Origin of the sequence: Pseudarthrobacter raffinosi (assembly GCF_023913835.1) — a bacterium.
In the GTDB taxonomy this organism is placed as follows: domain Bacteria; phylum Actinomycetota; class Actinomycetes; order Actinomycetales; family Micrococcaceae; genus Arthrobacter; species Arthrobacter raffinosi.
Map to the genome: position 1 here is coordinate 55,010 of NZ_JAMXBG010000015.1, position 17,346 is coordinate 72,355.

Consider the following 17,346-nt stretch of genomic DNA (forward strand, 5'->3'; position numbering starts at 1 on the left):
AAATCCAGCCCAGCCTAGACTTGCCCTATGCCCACACTCCAAGCGCTGCGGCCCTTTGCGCACCGCGAGTACCGGGTCCTCATCGCGGCGCTGGCCATCTCCATTTTCGGATCGGGAATGTGGGCTGTCGCCATGGTCTACCAGGTGATCCACCTCGGCGGCGGCCCGCTGGAGCTGTCCCTGGTGGCCACTGCCGGCAGCATCGGCCTGGTGGCCTTCGTGCTCGCGGGCGGGATCGCCGCTGACCGCGTGCCGCAGCGGCTCCTGATCATTGCCGTTGAAGGCGCCAACCTCGCCGTTATCGCGGCGATCAGCGGGCTGGCCATGGCAGGGTGGCTGCAGCTGTGGCATCTCGCCGTGGGCAGCTTTGTGCTGGGCGTGGGCGCCGCGTTCTTCTTCCCTGCCTACTCCGCGATCCTGCCGCGCATCCTGCCGCCCGAGGACCTGCTGGCCGCGAACGGCATGGAGGGGACCATGCGGCCCATCCTCCAGCAGGCGGCCGGACCCGCCGTCGCGGGCGTGGTGGTGGCGGCGCTCTCGCCGTCGCACGCCGTGACCGGAGTGGCCACCTGCCATCTGCTGGCGTTCATCGTCCTGAACTTCCTGGGGCGCCATGCCCTGGACGCACCCGACAACGGGGCCGACGGCGGGGCTCACGGCGGGAGCACCGGGGCCGGGGAAGACGCCGGGGCAACGGGCCACGCGAAAACGTCCTTCTTCCACGACCTCCGCGAGGGCATCAACTACACCATCCGCACACCGTGGCTGCTGTGGACCTTGCTGTGGGCCTGCGTTTCCGTGCTCTTCCTGATCGGTCCCATCGAAGTGCTGATGCCGTTTGTGGTCCGCGACCAGCTCGGCGGCGACTCGAGAATGTTCGGCTTCCTGCTGGCCGTGATGGGCGTGGGCGGGGCCGTCGGCTCGCTGGTCACCGCATCCCTGAAACTGCCGCGCCGCTATCTCACGGTGATGATGGTGTCCTGGGGTGCGGGCAGCCTGCCGCTCGCCGCCGTCGGCTTTCTGGACAGCTTCTGGACCGTGGCCGCCGCAATGTTCGTCTGGGGCGCCACCGGCAGCGTGGGCATGGTCATCTGGGGCACGCTGCTGCAGCGACGCGTGCCCAGCCACCTGCTGGGACGGGTCTCCAGCCTGGACTTCTTTGTGTCCCTCGCGCTGATGCCCATCTCCATGGCACTGGCCGGACCGGCAGCCGAGGTCTTCCCCATCTGGGCAATTTTCCTGGCCGCCGGCGTCGTCTGCCCCGCCCTGGCGGTGATCGCCATGATCGCCGCCCGGATGCCCGCCGACGAACTGGCCCACCCGCTGGACAGGCAGGTTGAAGTGGAACGCACGACGGCGGCAGGAGACTGACGCACCCCGTCACCTGAGGCGCGCAATCACGTCAGGCGCGCAATCACGTCAGGCGCGGAACCCCACAATGGGGAGGCTCGCCGTCGGGGGTCCGCTGGGGAAGACAGTGCGCTCCGGAACCTCAACAGGCTCCAGGGCAATCCGGACCGGTTCCGCGCCGATGCTGAGCACCTGGCCGCGGACATCCACGTCGAGCGGTCCGCCGCTGCGGACGCTCAGTGTCAGTGCACCGGCGTCGAGCTCCACCAGCAGCAACCGGCCCTGGATCTTCAGGTGGAAGGACAATGCCTCCCACCCGGCCGGGAGCCGCGGATCGAAGAACGGCAGGTGGCCCTGGTCCCGGAGCCCGGCGAAGCCGGAGACCAGCGAGCTCCAGACACCCCCGGCGGAGGCGATATGCACGCCGTCGATCGTGTTGCCGTGGGTGTCGTCCAGGTCGATGAAAACGGCGTTCGTGAAGTGCTCCAGGGCGGCCTCAGGGTGCCCCACCTCGGCAGCCATGATCCCCTGCACGCAGGCGGACAGGGTGGAATCGCCGGTGGTGATGGGATCGTAAAAATCGAACGCGCGGCGCTTCTCCTCGGCGGAGAAGTCCTGCCACTGCAGGAACATGGCCAGCACTGTGTCTGCCTGCTTCAGCACCTGGTGCCGGTAGATCACCAGCGGGTGGAAGTTCAGCAGCAGCGGGTACTTGGACCGGGGGGTGGTCCAGTCCCACGGCTCCAGGGTCATGAAGTCGTTGTCCTGCGAGTAGACCTGCAGGTCTTCGTCGAAGGGCAGGTGGATGCGGGCCGCGGCCTGCTCCCACAGCTCGCGTTCGGCGTCGTCGATCTCCGGGTGGTCCAGCGCCGCAGCAGCGCGCAGGTTAAAGCGGGCCATCACGTTGGTGTAGAGGTTGTCGTTGACAACCGCCGTGTACTCATCAGGGCCGGTAACGCCGTGGATGTGGAAGGCCCCGTCCTTGCCGAAGAAGCCCAAGGCGGCCCACATGCGGGCGGTTTCGATCAGGAGTTCGGCACCCATACCCTCGCGGAAGGTTTCGTCGCCGCTGGCCCACAGGTAGCGGTTGGTGGCGAAGGCGATGGCCGCTGCGATGTGGAACTGCGCCGTGCCGGCGGCGTAATAGGCGCTGGCTTCCAGGCCGTTGATGGTGCGCCACGGGAACAGTGCGCCCTCCACGCTGAGCTCCTTGGCCCGGATTTTGGCGGCTGGCAGCATGTCGTGCCGGAACTCCAGGACCTGACGGGCGCCGTCGGGGTTCGTGTAGGTGAGGTAGGGCAGGAGGTAGACCTCCTGGTCCCAGAAGTAGTGCCCCTCGTAACCCGATCCGGTGACCCCCTTTGCGGGGATGCCGGCGATGTCCGCCCGCGCGGTGGCCTGGGCCAGCTGGAACAGGTTCCACCGGATGGCCTGCTGGAGCTCGGGCTGGCCACCCACCACGATGTCCGAGGTGTCCCAGTACGCGCGGTAATGCTCGCGGCTCTCGGTGAAGATGTCCTCCACAGACCGGAGCCCGGCTTCGGCGGCCTCCGCCGCGTCCCGGTCCGAGTCCTGGACGCCGCGGCCGGCGGCATAGCTGACGCTCTTTTCGAGCCGGAAAGGCTCGTCGGCGCGGACGGCAAGGACGTACCGGACGCTGCTGTCGTCTTCGCCTGCAACGGTCTCAAAGGGCTGGTGGCCGGCGGAAGTCCAGTGGTCCACGGCGATTCCCACGCGCTGCCCGGATTCCGCCGCTTCCCAGGAGAGACGGAGCGAGCCGTCGCCGCCGTCGGTCCTTACCGGCAGGAGAACCCGGCCTGCGTGCCGGCCTGCCCGGCGCGGGTCATGCGCCGAGTGGTCCTCCACAGGCTGGTCCTGGCGGTTGATGACGGAGGACGTCACGTCGGCGGAAACCTCGCGGTCCGCGGCGACTTCGAGCGAGATGCCCAGGCTGCCGCGTGAGGCGAAGCCCACGGCGCGGCGTTCTGTGGTGGTCACCGTGGCGCCGGACCGGCACAGCCACGTGATCCGGCATTCGTAGATGCCGGTGGCGAAGTCGACGGAGCGGCGGTAGTCCAGCACGGCTGATTCGGCGAGGGTCAGGCTCTCGCCGTCGATGATCACCGTGAAGTTGTTCGCGTCAGGGATGTAGATGATCCGCTGTCCGGTCCGGGCGAAGCCGAACGCGTTCTCCGCATGCTTGATGTCCCAGATCTCATGGAGGCCGTTGATGAAGCTGCCCGGAAGGTCTGCGTCCGAGGCCGCCCAGTGCGCACCGCGGATACCCAGATGGCCGTTGCCCAGGGCAAAGAGCGTCTCAAGGGTGCCCGCGCTGCCCGGCTGGTGCTGTGTTTCCACAAGCTGCCAGGAGGTGTTGGGGAACCGTTCACGGTCCGCGGTGATAAGAGCCATGGTGTTGGGGTCCTTTGGCGTTGTGCGTTGCGGGGAAGTGCTTCGTGCCTGAGGCCGGGGGAGCGTCAGGCGGCGATGGCTGTTAGAGCAGTTCGTCGAGGTCGTTGACCACGCTTGTGGCTCCGGCGTCGAGCAGGGTCTGCCGGCCGGCGCCGCGGTCCACGCCGATCACCGAGTGGAACTGCCCCGCGTGTCCGGCCTGGACACCCGAGACGGCGTCCTCAACCACCACGCATTCTTCGCTGGGCAGGCCCAGCAGTTCCGCGGCGTACTGGTACGTGGCGGGGCTCGGTTTGCCGGGCAGGCCCTGGGCCGCAGCCACCACACCGTCAACCACTATTTCGAAGTACCCGTTCAGGCCGGCGGCTTTAAGCACAGCCGGGGCGTTCCGGGATGAGGAGACGACGGAGACCTTGAGTCCGCGGTCCACGGCGGCTTCCAGGAAGCGCACCGAGCCTTCAAACGGCTCGACGCCGGCGCTGACGATGTCGTTGAAAACCTTGTTCTTCCGGTTGCCCAGTCCCTGGACGGTGGTGTCCTGCCCGGGGATCTCGGCGGAATCTTGACCGGTGGTGCCGTCACTGGGCTCGCCTTCGGGCAGCACGATGCCGCGGGACGCCAGGAAGTCCCGGACGCCGTCGAACCTGGGCTTGCCGTCGATGTGATCGAAGTAATCGTCCTCGCGGTAGCCGGGCACATCCGGACGGGACGCCAGGAAGCCCTCGAAGAGTTCCTTCCACGCCTGTTCGTGGACAGTGGCTGTGGGGGTCAGCACGCCGTCGAGGTCGAACAGGATGGCGGAGGCAGTGGTCCAGCTGGTGCTTTGGGTTTTCAGAACGTCAGTCATGCGCGGTGTCCTTTCAGACGGCGGGCAACAGGCGGGATGTCACGGGCGGGATGTCACTGGGCGGAAAGTAGTGGGGCTATGTAAGCGGGGCTGTGCATACAGGCGGAACGTGGAAGGGCTGGCAGAAAAGCGGCGGGCAGCAAGGAGGGGTCCAAGCAAGGAGCGGAGAGGGGCGGCCACGATGCCGCCGGGGTCAGCAGAGGCGGCTAAGGGCCACGGTAAAACCACGGCGGGCCGATGGGCTGCTGTTTAACGTCTTCTTCCATCATGAGCGCCTTGGCACGGCCTGACAACTTGGCGGAGCAGGCATCGCGGCGCAAGGCGGGCAGGAGGCCTGGATAGAGGCCTGGCACATGGCACCTGTCCGGCTGCCCTTTCCGACGGTTTCCAATGGCCCGCAAAGAGCCGGCCACCGACGAGTGTAAGCGCTTACAAATTTCGCGCGCAACTGTTTTTTCTCATATTGCGATACGGGGCACACGCCCGGGCGGGCACAGGGTTCAACCGATCACGCGCTTGGACCGATGACGCAGTTCAGCCGGGCACGTAGTGGCGCAGGAACGCGCTAACGTCCACCATCTCCGACTTGCTCATGGCGTGGCCCATGCCCGGATACGTCCTGGCGGTCAACCGGGTGTTTTCGTTCAGCCATTGTCCGGTGTAGGCCGTGGCGTCCTCATTGATCACCAGGTCCGCCTTGTCCCGCCCCCAGAAAAAGGGCGGCGGGGCCGTGAAGGATTCGGTCAGGGACAACAGCTCGTTTTCCAGCACAAAACCGGAAAGCCCAACCGTGGCCTTGTAATCCGCGGGATGGAGCCGGAGCAGCGTGCTGGCCATGGCCATCCCCTGCGAGTAACCCAACAGACTCACGCTGCTGTGCTGGCCCCTGACGGAGTTAATCCACGCCTGGACGGTGTTGGTGGCCGCGATGACATCCGCGAAATCGTTGGCCAGGAAGTAGTCCAGCAGGAACCAGCCGTAGTGGTCGCCGATCACCATGGGTGCGCGCAGGGCAACACAAGTGAACTCGGCCGGCAGGTATTCGAACAGCCGCACCATCCGCGACTCATCGGTGCCGTAGCCATGCATCATGACCAGCAGCGGCGTGCCGTCCCGTTCGCTTTCCGGCTTGGACCACGTAACTGTTTCCATCGGATCAGCGTAGCCAGTCCAGCGGGCCAGCGGCTCGCATCGACTCCTGCCGCGAATGTGCCGGAAAAGCCGCCCGCCGTGCTTGGCTCTCTATTCTGCCCCGGACCCGAGGTGCCCGGCCGCATCCTTCTGGACCGCAGCAGCCTTGGATGAGAAGTCGGCGATGGTCCGCAACTGCTCGTCGCTGTAGCCCTCCAGCAGGGCCGCCAGCCCGCCCATGAATCCAGGAAATAGGGCGCCGCGGCAGAGGCCTGGTCACCCACCAGTTCGATCAGCACCTTGCGCCTGTCCTCCTGATGCCGGACGCGCCGGGCCACACCCTTGGCCTCAAGCCGCCGCATCAGGCCGGTCACGGATGCGGGGGCCAAGCCCGGCCGCTCGCCGAACTCCCCCGCCGTCAGGGGGCCGAAGCGCATCAGAATGTCGATCGCCTTGCCCTCGGTGGCCGAGAGTCCCCGCAGTTCGGAGAACGAAATAAATCAGAAGGAGAACAGCCATGTTGAACTGCCTCATCATCGGGTCCGGCGTCGCAGGGCTGGCGACGGCCCTGTCACTGCAAAAGGCGGGGCACACGCCCGTTGTCTTCGAAGCGTACGGCGGCCCGTCGGACGGCGTCGGAGGCTTCCTTACCGTCGCCGTCAACGGCTTCGACGCCCTGGACACCCTTGGGCTGAAGCACGCCGCGGCAGGGCTGGGGTTCAGCACGCCGCGGATGTCCATGTACCTGGGCTCGACGGGACGCCACCTGATCGACTTCAAGTACGGCGGCGCCCTGCCGGACGGGACCACCGCCCGCACACTGACGCGCTCCGAGCTATACGGACTGCTCCGCACGGAAGCGACGCGGCGGGGCATCCGCATCCTGTACGGAAAGGGGCTCAGCTCCGTGACCGAAACCCCCGACGGCGTGACCGCAGGATTCGACGACGGCACGTCCGCCGAAGGCCACCTGCTGATAGGCGCGGACGGGCTGCGGTCCACCGTCCGGACTGGGTCTACCGTCACCACATCGACTGGGGAGCCGGGCACGACTCGGGATTTGAGGCCAGCGTTCCGCCCAACACCGGACACGTAAGGTAGCCTGACGCTGGAAAGCATGCTTAGCAAGTGCGGCGCACAGGATGCTGCCGCGCGTAGTACCGCCCCTCCAAGATCAGCGGACAACAAGGAGCAAGTCATGAGAATCGGTTCCTCCATCTTCCTTATTGCACTCGGCGCCATCCTGGCCTGGGCCGTCGCCCCGGGACTCATCCCCTTCATAGACCAGGTCATGGTTGGCTACATCCTGATGGCTGTTGGCGTGATCGGGCTGATCGCCTCCCTCATCCTGGCCTCACCGGGCCGCAGCCGCCGGGTCAGCGAAACCCGTTCGGTGGTTGATCCCAACACCGGCGAGCGCATCACCCGCAACGAAAGCCGCGACGGCGGTATCTAGGCTCCACAACCACCCGGACGCCGGGCCGGACCACACAGGCCCGGCCCGGCTTTTCCGTTCCGCGCGAAGACCCGGCCTGCGGACTTTGTTTCTTGTGGGTTTCCATTGACAAACCAACATAAGCGAAGATAAAGTCAAGTAATTCAACATCATGTGATGCCAATCACTGGACGTCACAGCCGCTGGGATTCAGCACTTTACGCAATGGAGGGTACGTGTTCGCCGAGGAGCGCCAGCAGAAGATTGCCGAGCTAGTCGCGGGCACGGGCCGGGTCAGCGTGACCATGCTGGCGGAGCGCTTCCGCATCACCACCGAAACCGTCCGCCGCGACCTCGCCACGCTCGAAACCACCGGCACCGTGCGGCGGGTCCACGGCGGAGCAGTTGCGGCCGACCGCTTCAGCACCACCGAGGAAAGCATCAACGAACGGACCATCCAGCGCCCGGACCAGAAGATGCGCATCGCGCAGACTGCACTGGCCCTGATCCCCCAGGCCTCGTCCGGCAGCATCCTGCTCGACGCCGGTTCCACCACCGAAGCGTTGGCCGACCTCCTCTCCCGCCGCGCCGCCGTCGAACCTTCCGCCGGCGAAACTGGAGCCGAACTGGTGGTCATCACCCACGCCGTTCCCATCGCAGCCAAACTGTCCAGCGCTCCCGGAATCGCCCTCCAGATCCTGGGCGGCCGCGTGCGCGGCCTCACCCAGGCCGCCGTGGGACAGTCAACAGTGGAGGCCGCGCAGCGGATGCGCCCGGACATCGCCTTCATCGGCACCAATGGCATCCACCCCACCTTTGGCCTCAGCACGCCCGATCCTGAAGAAGCCGCCGTCAAGGCAGCCTTCGTCCATTCGGCACGCCGCATCGTGGTGCTGGCCGATTCCTCCAAGCTGGACGCAGAAACCCTAGTCCAGTTCGCCTCCCTGAAAGATCTGGACACCTTGATTACAGACAGCGAGCCCAGCCCCGAACTGGCGGCAGCCCTGACCGAGGCCGGCGTCGACGTGGTGATCGCGTGATCGTCACCTTCACGGCCAACCCCAGCCTGGACCGCACGGTGGCCCTGCCCGGACCCCTGGAACGCGGCGAAGTCCAGCGCGCCGTCTCGGTCAGCCAGGAATCCGGCGGCAAGGGCGTCAACGTCTCCCGCGCCCTGGTTGCCTCCGGCCTGGAGACCATCGCGGTGCTCCCGGGCGCCGCGAGTGATCCCGTCCTCGCCGGGCTGCTCCACGATGGCGTGCCGTTCGCGGCCCTTCCCATCGACGAGCCGCTGCGAACCAACGTGGCGCTGACCGAGCCGGGTGGCGTGACCACCAAGATCAACGAGCCCGGCCCGCGGCTGAGCGAGGACCAGCAGGAAGCCCTGATCGGCCTGCTGCTGGAACGCGCCCGCGGCGCCAGCTGGGTGGTCCTGGCCGGTTCCCTGCCTCCCGGCTTCCCGGCCGACTTCTACGCCACCGTCACGCGGCGATTGCGGGCGGCAGCCAACGGCGGCGCCCCGCTGATCGCCGTCGACTCCTCCGGCGGCCCGCTCGTCGCCGCCGTCTCCGGCATCTCGCCGGACGGCACGGCACAGCATGGCACGTCACAGGACGGTGTGTCCGGGAAACCGGACCTCCTCAAACCCAACGCCGAGGAACTGGCGGAACTGGCTGCTGCAGCCGGCTTCGCCACGGCGTTTACCGCAGACGAACTTGAAGCGGATCCGGAATCTGCTGCAGCGGCCGCCGCCGCCGTCGTGCGTTCCGGTGTGGGTGCTGTGCTGGCAACTCTCGGATCCAAGGGAGCTGTCCTAGTAACGGCCGACGGCGCGTGGCTGGCCACGCATCCGCCGGTCGCCGCGGTCAGTACTGTCGGCGCGGGCGATTCATCGCTGGCTGGCTATCTGCTCGCACACGGCCAGGGCGCCGCCCCGGCCGATTGCCTCCGTCAGGCAGTGGCACACGGTGCCGCCGCCGCCTCCCTGCCGGGTTCCACTGTCCCGGCAGTCCACCAAACCACCCCGGATGCCGTAACCATCACGGCCCTTCGAAAGGATTGACAGTGACTCAGCTCATCACCACCGAACTGGTCGAGCTCGACCAGAACCTGGGCACCTCGCCCGAGGACGTGATCCGGCACCTGGCCAGCAAAGTAGCTGCCACCGGCCGCGCGTCCGAAGTTGAAGGACTCTTCGCCGACGCCTTCGCCCGCGAACAGAAGACCGCCACCGGCATCCCCGGCGGCATCGCCATCCCGCACTGCCGCTCTGCTGCGGTCATCGAACCCACGCTGGCCATGGCCCGGCTCAACCCCAAGGTTGACTTCGGCGCCAAGGACGGCCCCGCGGACCTGATCTTCTTCATCGCCGCCCCCGACGGCGCGGACCAGGAGCACCTGAAGCTGCTGTCCAAGCTGGCCCGGTCCCTGATCAAAAAGGACTTCACTGCCGCGTTGCGTGCAGCGTCTTCCCGCGAGGAAATCGTGGAACTGGTGGACGGCGCCCTGGCGGACAAGCCGGCGTCGCACGCTGCCGCTCCTGCGTCCGATGCCGCTCCTGCTGAGGCAGCCGCCGGCGCGGGCGCCGCTGCTTCCGCTGCCGGATCTGCGGCCCGGCCGAAGCGCCTGGTGGCTGTGACCGCGTGCCCCACCGGCATCGCCCACACCTACATGGCAGCGGACTCACTCGTCGCCGCGGCCAAGGAAGTCGGCGTGGACCTGCAGGTGGAGACCCAGGGTTCCTCAGGCGCCAAGCCACTGGACCCCTCCGTCATCGCCGCCGCCGACGCCGTGATTTTCGCGGTGGACGTGGATGTCCGGGGCAAGGAACGCTTCGCCGGCAAGCCCGTCATCAACGCGCCGGTCAAACGCGGCATCGACGAGCCGGACAAGATGGTCCAAGAGGCTCTCGCCGCGGCTGACAACCCGAACGCACGCCGGGTTCCGCACTTCGGTGCCGAGGAACAGGCTGATAATGCGGCCATGGAAAAGGGCGAGCACATCGGCCAGAAGCTGAAGAAGGCCCTGCTCACGGGCGTCAGCTACATGATCCCGTTCGTCGCCGGTGGCGGCCTGCTGATCGCCCTGGGCTTCCTGATGGGTGGCTATCTGATCACTGATTTCGCCGATGCAATCGTGGTGGACAACAGCATCTTCAACCTGCCCACCGAATACCCTGACAACGCGTGGGGCCCGCTGGGCGCCTACCTCGGTGCCGTGCTCTTCAAGATCGGCGCCCTGTCCATGGGCTTCCTGGTGCCCGCCCTTGCGGGCTACATCGCCTACGCAATCGCTGACAGGCCCGGGATCGCCCCAGGCTTCGTCGCCGGCGCCGTAGCTGGATTCATGGGTGCAGGCTTCCTCGGCGGCATCGTCGGCGGCTTGCTCGCCGGCTACGTCGCCCATGTGATTGGAACCTGGGCCGTACCGCGCTGGCTCCGCGGCCTGATGCCGGTGGTAATCATCCCGCTGCTCGCCTCCTTGGTTGCGTCGGGCCTGATGTTCCTAATCCTGGGTGGCCCGATCGTCGCCCTCACAGCGGGACTGAACACGTGGCTGTCCGGCCTTACCGGCGCCAGCGCCATCGCCCTGGGCATCATCCTGGGTCTCATGATGTGCTTCGACCTCGGCGGCCCGGTCAACAAGGTCGCCTACGCCTTCGCCGTCGCCGGCCTTGGTGCCGCAACGCTGGACAACCAGGCTCCGTGGCAGATCATGGCCGCCGTCATGGCTTCAGGCATGGTGCCGCCGCTGGCCATGGCGCTGGCATCAACCGTCCTGGACAAAAAGCGCTTCAGCCTCGCCGAGCGTGAAAACGGAAAGGCTGCGTGGCTCCTGGGAGCTTCCTTCATCTCCGAAGGCGCCATCCCGTTCGCCGCCGCCGACCCGCTCCGCGTTATCCCCGCCAGCATGCTGGGTGGAGCAGTCACCGGCGCCATCTCCATGGCGGCAGCCGTAGGATCCAAGGCCCCTCACGGAGGAATCTTCGTGTTCTTCGCCATCGACAACTTCCTGATGTTCGTTGTCGCGATCGCGGCTGGAACCATCGTCACCGCCCTGGCAGTGATCGGTCTCAAGCGCTGGGCCGTCCGCGAACCCGCTGCTACCGTGGAGTCCGTTCCCGCAACCGTCTGACCCGGCCGTACACACCACAGATTCACGGCGCTGAACCAACAGGCGCCGAAAGAAAAAGGAGCAAGAATGTCAGAACGCACCGCAACCGTCGCCAGCCGAGTAGGCCTGCACGCCCGCCCCGCCGCCATCTTTGCGGAGGCCGCCGGCGAGTTCGACCTGGACATCACCATCGCCCGCCAAGGCGAGCCGGTCGATGAGGCAATGGACGCCGCGAGCATCCTGTCCCTCATGAGCCTGGGTGCCGCCCACGGCGACGTTGTGGTGCTCCGCGCCGAAGGTACCGGCGCGGATGACGCCCTGGCGCGTCTGGTTCAGATCCTGGAAACGGATCACGACGCCGAGTAGCGGCTTCACGCCGGCGGCCGCCGTTGCGCCTGTCCCCTCTTTGGGGAAGGTACGACGGCGGCCGCTGGTTCTTAAGCGTCTGGCCCAACTAGGTAGCAGCAAGTGTCGTTACGGACGCGCTTAACGACAGTTACTGCTACCCAGTTGGGCTACTTACCCGCGTTCGGCGATCTTCTTGACGTCCGCCACGAGCATGTCCCACATGCTCTTGGAGTGCTCCGCCGCGTCTTCGTTGGCGTTGTTGTCCTGTGAGAGCGTGAGCGTTGTTGCACCGTCCTGGTCCTCGAGGGTCCAGGTGAGCGTGTGGTAATTTTCCGGCTTGTCCTCTTCGCCGCCCAGCGGACTGAAGTGCGTGTGGACCAGCTTGCGGCCGGGATCTACCTCGAGGATCTTGCCCTTATCTTCGTAGGGCTTGCCTTCCCACTCGCCGCGCCACGCGATGGGGCTACCTTCCGTCCAGTCGGTTTCCAGGTCCGCGCCGAACATAAATTCCTTCACGGCGGCCGGATCGGTGATTACCTTCCAGACGCGCTCCGCCGGAGCATCAATGGTGATGGTGGATGTGGCCACGAGGTTCACGGGCACTACCGGGCCTCCTTGGCGGTCAACAGCAGATATTCCCATTCCATTTGCCATACGGCATCACCGTGGGCCTCCCCAAACGAATCAGCCAGTTCGGTCAGGGCTTTGTCCAGGGCCTGTGCCTTGTCCTGGTCGTCGCCGATGAACTTGTAGACCGAAATGGTGGGACCGTAGTGGGACTTGAAGTACCGCAGGAAGTCCTCCGGCTGGTGGAAACTGCGGATGGCCAGCGTGCGCTTTTTCGCCTGGATATCGGTGATCCTGTCGCCGAAGAGTTCCCGCACGTGGTCTTCGCTGCCCCACAGCGGGGGCGGCTGGGCTCCGGGCGGGGGCGGCGGCGCGAACGGCTTCATGGTGGCAAACATCCTTCCAATGAAGCCTTCGGGCGTCCAGCTGAGCAGGCCGATGGTGCCGCCGGGTTTGCACACCCGCACAATTTCGTCCGCGCCGGCCTGATGGTGCGGAGCGAACATCACGCCCAGGCAGGACGTGACCACGTCAAATGAATCGTCCTCGAACGGCAGCGCCTCAGCGTCACCTTCCACCCATTCAAGCCCGACGCCGCGATCGGCAGCCTGCCGGCGCCCGGCGTCGAACAACTCCGGGGTGAGGTCGCTGGCCACCACATGGGCACCCATCATGGCCGCAGGGATGGCCGCGTTGCCGGCGCCGGCAGCCACGTCCAAAACGTGCTGTTTCGGCTTGATTCCGCAGGCATCAACCAGAATGGCCCCGAGATCCTGCACCAGCTCACTAGCCAGTGCCGGGTAGTCCCCCGAGGCCCACATGGCCCGGTGCTTTTGCTTCAGAGCCCGGTCTGCCTCGTCTACGTCCACTTTGTCATTCATGCTGGCGCCCCTCTCCTTTGACAGGCTTTTTCCTTGACAGGCTTCGAGTGACAGCACGCTGTTGCACAGGGCTGCAATGCGACCCATTGTGGCCGCAGCGGGGCGCGCTGTAAAGCGTCTGGGGCTAGGACTCGGCGCGGAAGCAAGCAAACTTAGGGTTTCCTTGTGTTTCCCCAACCCCGGAATTAGCGTGGAAGCCTGACCAGCCATTACGGCGCTTCGGCGTCCAGGATTTCCCGGTCCCGGTGAAGGAGGACGACATGCCCGGCAAAAAGAACCCGAGCCTGAAAGATCCTGAACTCTACGAGGAACTGCGCGAGGACGGCGCGTCCAAGCAGAAAGCCGCCCGTATCTCGAACGCGGCCGCCAAGAAAGGCCGCTCCGCGGTGGGCCGCAAGGGCGGGAAATCCGGCGACTACGACGACTGGACCGTCCCGCAACTCAAGGCCAAAGCCAAGGAAATAGGCCTCACCGGCTACTCAGCCAAAAAGAAGAGCGAGCTTATCTCCGCCCTGCGGAACTCCTAGGCGGCGGCCATCCCCACCAACACAGCACGCTTGCGGTCTACGCATTCCCGGTCCGCTTTTTCGCGGACCGCCTCAAGCACCCTTTCGCGCCCGCGTGGTAGTGGCCTTCGCCGCAGGCTTCGCGGCGGCGGTTTTGGTTTCGGAGGACTTCGCCGCAGCCGTCCTGGCGCTCGTTGTCCTCGTCCCAGCAGTCTTGGCACCGGCTTTGGCGGGAGCCTTCCCGCCGGGACTGTCGGCACTTTCTCCTGTGCCGGCGTCGTCCGCGTCCGCATCCTCAGAGGCGGCAGGCTTCCCGCCGCCGCGCTTCCGCTCCAGGCTGCGCTTCAGCGCCTCCATCAGGTCGATGACCTCGCCGTTGCCGCCCTCACCCGCTTCGGCGCCGAACGTTTCGTCGGTATCGAGCGAATCGCCCTTCTCCAGCTTGGCGTCGATGAGCTTCCGGAGCTGCACCTGGTAGTCATCGGTGAAGTGCTCGGGTTCGAAATCCGCGGCCATGGACTCCACGAGGGCGGCGGACATTTCGCGTTCCTGGGCGGAAATCCGGATGGACGTGTCCAGCGCAGGGAAGCTGGCGTCCCGGACCTCGTCGGGCCACAGCAGGGACTGCAGCACCAGCACCTCGTCCTTGATGCGCAGCGCCCCCAGCCGTGTCTTCTCGCGCAGGGCGAACTGGACGATGGCCACACGATCCGTATCCTCGAGCGCCCGGCGCAGCAGGACATAGGCCTTGGGCGACTTGGAATCCGGTTCCAGGTAATAGCTCTTCTCGAACATCATCGGTTCCAGCTGCTCCGACGGAACAAACTGGACCACCTCGATCTCGTGGCTGTTCTCTGCCGGGATGGATTTGAGCTCATCCTTGGACAGGACCACCGTCCGGCCCTCGTCCTCAAACGCCTTGTCGATGTCCGAATAGTCGATGATTTTGCTGCACACCTCGCAGCGGCGCTGATACCGGATCCGGCCGCCGTCGGCATTGTGGACCTGGTGGAGGCTGATGTCGTGGTCCTCGGTGGCGCTGTAGACCTTCACGGGCACGTTGACGAGGCCAAACGCGATGGCACCTTTCCAGATGGCTCTCATCCCTCAAGTGAACATCACGCGGGGCCGGAGGTGAAGACCCATGGCCGGCCCTAAAGAGCGCGTCAGGGTCGCGGGGCGGGAACTGACCCTCACCAACCTGGACAAACTCATCTACCCGGAAACCGGGACCACCAAGGCCGATGTCCTGGCCTATTACGCCGCCGTGGCCCACGTGCTGATTCCCGCCGCGGCCAACCGGCCCGCCACCCGCAAGCGGTGGGTCAACGGGGTGGGCACCGCCGGGCATCCCGGCGAGGTGTTTTTCCAGAAGAACCTGGAGGATTCAGCGCCGGGCTGGCTCCCCCGCGCCGCCATCACGCACAAGGACCGGACCATCTATTACCCGATGGTGAACGATCCCGCCACGCTCACCTGGTTCGGACAGATCAATTCGCTGGAAATCCATGTCCCCCAGTGGCAGGTGGACTCCCACGGCAAGCAGCTCAATCCAGACCGCCTGGTCCTGGACCTCGATCCCGGCGACGGCGCAGGCTTGGAGGAATGCGCCGAGGTTGCCAGGCTGGCACGGGCCATCCTGCAGGACGTAGGCCTGGAACCGGTGCCGGTGACCAGCGGCAGCAAGGGCATCCACCTCTACGCGGGCCTTGACGGAACGCAGACCTCCGATCAGATCTCAGACTTTGCGCACGAGCTGGCCCGCGCGCTGGAAGCCGACCACCCGGATCTCGCCGTCAGCGACATGAAAAAGACGCTGCGCACAGGCAAGGTCCTGGTGGACTGGAGCCAGAACAGCGCCGCCAAAACCACCATCGTGCCGTACTCCCTGCGCGGCCGCCTCACGCCCACGGTGGCCGCCCCGCGGACCTGGCAGGAGATCGGGTCTCCCAAGCTCGAGCACCTCGACTACAAAGCCGTGCTGCGCCGGGTCAAGGCGGGCAAGGACCCGTTCGCCGCCGTCGCCCGCGGTGCCGGTCACCCGGATTCCCTGGACGGGGAGACGGACGACGGCGGCGCCCACGTCCGCCTGGAGCGGTACCGGTCGATGCGGGACCCGGACGCGACGCCGGAACCGTTCTCCGGCGCCTCCGGAAATGGCGACACCTTTGTGATCCAGGAGCACCACGCGAGCAGGCTGCACTTCGATTTCCGGCTGGAGCACGAGGGGGTGCTGGTGTCGTGGGCCCTGCCGAAGGGCGTCCCGGAATCCGGCGAAAAGAACCACCTGGCCGTCCAGACCGAGGACCACCCCTTGGACTACGCCACGTTTGAGGGCACCATTCCCAAAGGCCAGTACGGCGCCGGGGAAGTCAGCATCTGGGACCACGGCACGTATGAACTGGAGAAATGGATCAACGGCCGGGAGGTCATCGCCACGCTGACCGGCACCGAGGGCGGCGGCCTGGGCGGCACCAAGAAGTTCGCCCTCATCCACACCGGTAGGGGGCAGGGCAGGGACGCCGAAGGGCAATGGCTCATCCACCTGATGGACAAGGACCACCAGACTTTCCATCCGCGGCGGGCTCCGGCGGAGGATGAACCGGCGGAGGACGCGGCGGATAATTCGGCGGCGGACGCTTCCGGGACTGAGCCTGCCGCGGACGTTTCCCCGGCCGCGGCCGCGCCTTCCCCACTGCGTGCTGAAGATTTCAGTCCCATGATGGCAACGTCCGGTACCGCCGCCGACCTTCACGGCAGCGACTGGCAGTTCGAGCTGAAGTGGGACGGCGTGCGTGCCCTGTTGGTCGCCGACGAAGAGAAGGTCCGTGTCTTCAGCCGCAATGGCATAGACGTCACCGCAACCTACCCCGAGCTGAAGGACCGGGCCTGCTGGCCGGCGGGCCCGTTCGTCGCCGACGGTGAGATTATCGCCGTCGGGCCTTCCGGCAGACCCGATTTCGGGCTGCTCCAGGGACGCATGAAACTGTCCCGGCCGGCCGACGTCGCCAAGGCCCGCGCAGCAATCCCTGTCCGGCTGATGCTTTTTGACCTGCTGTCCGACGGCAGCGAGGACCTTCGCCGGCTGCCTTTCGCGAAGCGGCGGCTGCGGCTGGAGGAGTTCCATCACCCGTCGGAGTGTCCCGTGGAGCTGTCCGCCGTCCTGGACGAGAGGATCGAGCACATCCTGGAGAGTGCGCAGGAGTTGGGGCTCGAGGGCGTGATGGCCAAGCGGACCGACAGCCGCTACGTCAGCGGGCAGCGGACCCGGACGTGGATCAAGATCAAGCTGGAGCAGACCCAGGAAGTGGTGGTGGGCGGTTGGCGGCCGGGCAAAGGCGGGCGGCAGGGTTCGGTAGGTTCGCTGCTGTTGGGCATCCCCGACGGCAACAAGCTGCGGTATGTGGGCCGGGTGGGCAGCGGGTTCAGCATGCGCGAACTGCACGAACTCCGCCAGAAAGTGGACGATCTGGCGCGCAAGACGTCACCGTTCGACGACGTTCCCCGCGTGGATGCCTCGGACGCCCACTGGGTGACGCCACGGCTGGTCGGTGAGGTGACTTTCGGGGAATGGACGGGCAGCGGCAAGCTCAGGCATCCGGTGTGGCGGGGCTGGCGGCTGGACAAGAACGCCGACGAAGTGGTGCCGGAGGGTTAGCGACGCTGCGTTGGCGACGCGCAAATTTTCCTGGGACACGCAAAAGGTCTGGCGACACCCGAATTCGGGTGTCGCCAGGCCTTTTGCGTGTCGCCAGG

16 protein-coding genes and 1 pseudogene are annotated in these 17,346 nt (G+C 66.3%); 9 read left to right on the plus strand and 8 right to left on the minus strand.

Going from position 1 to position 17,346, the window contains the following annotated elements; translation table 11 throughout:
• Positions 1 to 27 precede the first annotated feature (27 nt).
• Complete coding sequence (locus NG697_RS14770; protein ID WP_252614554.1) at positions 28 to 1,371, plus strand: MFS transporter; 1,344 nt, start codon at positions 28 to 30, stop codon at positions 1,369 to 1,371.
• A 48-nt stretch (positions 1,372 to 1,419) separates the two neighbouring features.
• On the opposite strand, the gene NG697_RS14775 is transcribed toward NG697_RS14770, so the two are convergent.
• From NG697_RS14775 to NG697_RS21360, 5 genes and pseudogenes are all read right to left on the minus strand, one after another.
• Positions 1,420 to 3,762, minus strand: a complete 2,343-nt coding sequence (locus NG697_RS14775) for a glycoside hydrolase family 65 protein (protein ID WP_252614555.1) — start codon at positions 3,760 to 3,762, stop codon at positions 1,420 to 1,422.
• An 82-nt stretch (positions 3,763 to 3,844) separates the two neighbouring features.
• Entirely contained in the window at positions 3,845 to 4,609 is a 765-nt protein-coding gene (locus tag NG697_RS14780; protein ID WP_252614556.1) for an HAD family hydrolase, read from the minus strand.
• A gap of 534 nt (positions 4,610 to 5,143) precedes the next feature.
• Positions 5,144 to 5,761 (minus strand): alpha/beta hydrolase, encoded by a 618-nt coding sequence (locus NG697_RS14785; protein ID WP_252600621.1) that lies wholly within the window; start codon positions 5,759 to 5,761, stop codon positions 5,144 to 5,146.
• A gap of 90 nt (positions 5,762 to 5,851) precedes the next feature.
• Entirely contained in the window at positions 5,852 to 5,980 is a 129-nt protein-coding gene (locus NG697_RS21065) for a hypothetical protein (RefSeq protein ID WP_256471108.1), read from the minus strand.
• Between the two features lie 68 nt (positions 5,981 to 6,048).
• Positions 6,049 to 6,237: pseudogene (locus NG697_RS21360) on the minus strand (MarR family transcriptional regulator); the annotation flags it as partial.
• 20 nt (positions 6,238 to 6,257) lie between these two features.
• Between NG697_RS21360 and NG697_RS14790 the strand changes: the two are divergent.
• From NG697_RS14790 to NG697_RS14815, 6 genes are all read left to right on the plus strand, one after another.
• Positions 6,258 to 6,836: an FAD-dependent oxidoreductase gene (locus NG697_RS14790; RefSeq protein WP_252600623.1), complete on the plus strand. Its 579-nt coding sequence runs from the start codon at positions 6,258 to 6,260 to the stop codon at positions 6,834 to 6,836.
• A 102-nt stretch (positions 6,837 to 6,938) separates the two neighbouring features.
• A complete protein-coding gene (locus NG697_RS14795) occupies positions 6,939 to 7,196 on the plus strand; it encodes a DUF6458 family protein (RefSeq protein ID WP_056348963.1) in 258 nt (85 codons plus the stop codon).
• Positions 7,197 to 7,411: 215 nt separating this feature from the next.
• Entirely contained in the window at positions 7,412 to 8,215 is an 804-nt protein-coding gene (locus NG697_RS14800) for a DeoR/GlpR family DNA-binding transcription regulator (RefSeq protein ID WP_252600625.1), read from the plus strand.
• Positions 8,212 to 9,237: a 1-phosphofructokinase family hexose kinase gene (locus NG697_RS14805; RefSeq protein ID WP_252600626.1), complete on the plus strand. Its 1,026-nt coding sequence runs from the start codon at positions 8,212 to 8,214 to the stop codon at positions 9,235 to 9,237. The genes NG697_RS14800 and NG697_RS14805 overlap by 4 nt, the downstream gene beginning before the upstream one ends.
• Positions 9,238 to 9,239: 2 nt before the next feature.
• The gene (locus NG697_RS14810) at positions 9,240 to 11,309 is read left to right on the plus strand and encodes a PTS fructose transporter subunit IIABC (protein WP_252600628.1); all 2,070 of its coding nucleotides are present in this window, start codon (positions 9,240 to 9,242) and stop codon (positions 11,307 to 11,309) included.
• Between the two features lie 66 nt (positions 11,310 to 11,375).
• Complete coding sequence (locus NG697_RS14815; RefSeq protein ID WP_056348975.1) at positions 11,376 to 11,654, plus strand: HPr family phosphocarrier protein; 279 nt, start codon at positions 11,376 to 11,378, stop codon at positions 11,652 to 11,654.
• Between the two features lie 153 nt (positions 11,655 to 11,807).
• On the opposite strand, the gene NG697_RS14820 is transcribed toward NG697_RS14815, so the two are convergent.
• Positions 11,808 to 12,239, minus strand: coding sequence for an SRPBCC domain-containing protein (locus NG697_RS14820; protein WP_252600630.1), 432 nt, complete (start codon positions 12,237 to 12,239; stop codon positions 11,808 to 11,810).
• Complete coding sequence (locus NG697_RS14825) at positions 12,239 to 13,084, minus strand: class I SAM-dependent methyltransferase (protein ID WP_252614557.1); 846 nt, start codon at positions 13,082 to 13,084, stop codon at positions 12,239 to 12,241. The genes NG697_RS14820 and NG697_RS14825 overlap by 1 nt, the downstream gene beginning before the upstream one ends.
• Before the next feature lie 260 nt (positions 13,085 to 13,344).
• Between NG697_RS14825 and NG697_RS14830 the strand changes: the two genes are divergently transcribed.
• Entirely contained in the window at positions 13,345 to 13,611 is a 267-nt protein-coding gene (locus NG697_RS14830) for a DUF7218 family protein (RefSeq protein ID WP_056348983.1), read from the plus strand.
• A 72-nt stretch (positions 13,612 to 13,683) separates the two neighbouring features.
• On the opposite strand, the gene ku is transcribed toward NG697_RS14830, so the two are convergent.
• Entirely contained in the window at positions 13,684 to 14,694 is a 1,011-nt protein-coding gene (gene ku, locus NG697_RS14835; protein WP_252614558.1) for a non-homologous end joining protein Ku, read from the minus strand.
• Between the two features lie 40 nt (positions 14,695 to 14,734).
• On the opposite strand from ku, the gene NG697_RS14840 reads away from it, so the two are divergent.
• Complete coding sequence (locus NG697_RS14840) at positions 14,735 to 17,248, plus strand: ATP-dependent DNA ligase (RefSeq protein WP_252614559.1); 2,514 nt, start codon at positions 14,735 to 14,737, stop codon at positions 17,246 to 17,248.
• Positions 17,249 to 17,346: the final 98 nt, after the last annotated feature.

What these genes read in the sequence shown, in the direction of transcription:
- NG697_RS14770 (WP_252614554.1), top strand. Translation starts at nt 28, where the DNA reads ATGCCCACACTCCAAGCGCTGCGGCCCTTTGCGCACCGCGAGTACCGG.
- NG697_RS14775 (WP_252614555.1), bottom strand. Translation starts at nt 3,762, where the DNA reads ATGGCTCTTATCACCGCGGACCGTGAACGGTTCCCCAACACCTCCTGG.
- NG697_RS14780 (WP_252614556.1), bottom strand. Translation starts at nt 4,609, where the DNA reads ATGACTGACGTTCTGAAAACCCAAAGCACCAGCTGGACCACTGCCTCC.
- NG697_RS14785 (WP_252600621.1), bottom strand. Translation starts at nt 5,761, where the DNA reads ATGGAAACAGTTACGTGGTCCAAGCCGGAAAGCGAACGGGACGGCACG.
- NG697_RS21065 (WP_256471108.1), bottom strand. Translation starts at nt 5,980, where the DNA reads ATGGGCGGGCTGGCGGCCCTGCTGGAGGGCTACAGCGACGAGCAGTTG.
- NG697_RS14790 (WP_252600623.1), top strand. Translation starts at nt 6,258, where the DNA reads ATGTTGAACTGCCTCATCATCGGGTCCGGCGTCGCAGGGCTGGCGACG.
- NG697_RS14795 (WP_056348963.1), top strand. Translation starts at nt 6,939, where the DNA reads ATGAGAATCGGTTCCTCCATCTTCCTTATTGCACTCGGCGCCATCCTG.
- NG697_RS14815 (WP_056348975.1), top strand. Translation starts at nt 11,376, where the DNA reads ATGTCAGAACGCACCGCAACCGTCGCCAGCCGAGTAGGCCTGCACGCC.
- NG697_RS14825 (WP_252614557.1), bottom strand. Translation starts at nt 13,084, where the DNA reads ATGAATGACAAAGTGGACGTAGACGAGGCAGACCGGGCTCTGAAGCAA.
- NG697_RS14830 (WP_056348983.1), top strand. Translation starts at nt 13,345, where the DNA reads ATGCCCGGCAAAAAGAACCCGAGCCTGAAAGATCCTGAACTCTACGAG.
- ku (WP_252614558.1), bottom strand. Translation starts at nt 14,694, where the DNA reads ATGAGAGCCATCTGGAAAGGTGCCATCGCGTTTGGCCTCGTCAACGTG.
- NG697_RS14840 (WP_252614559.1), top strand. Translation starts at nt 14,735, where the DNA reads ATGGCCGGCCCTAAAGAGCGCGTCAGGGTCGCGGGGCGGGAACTGACC.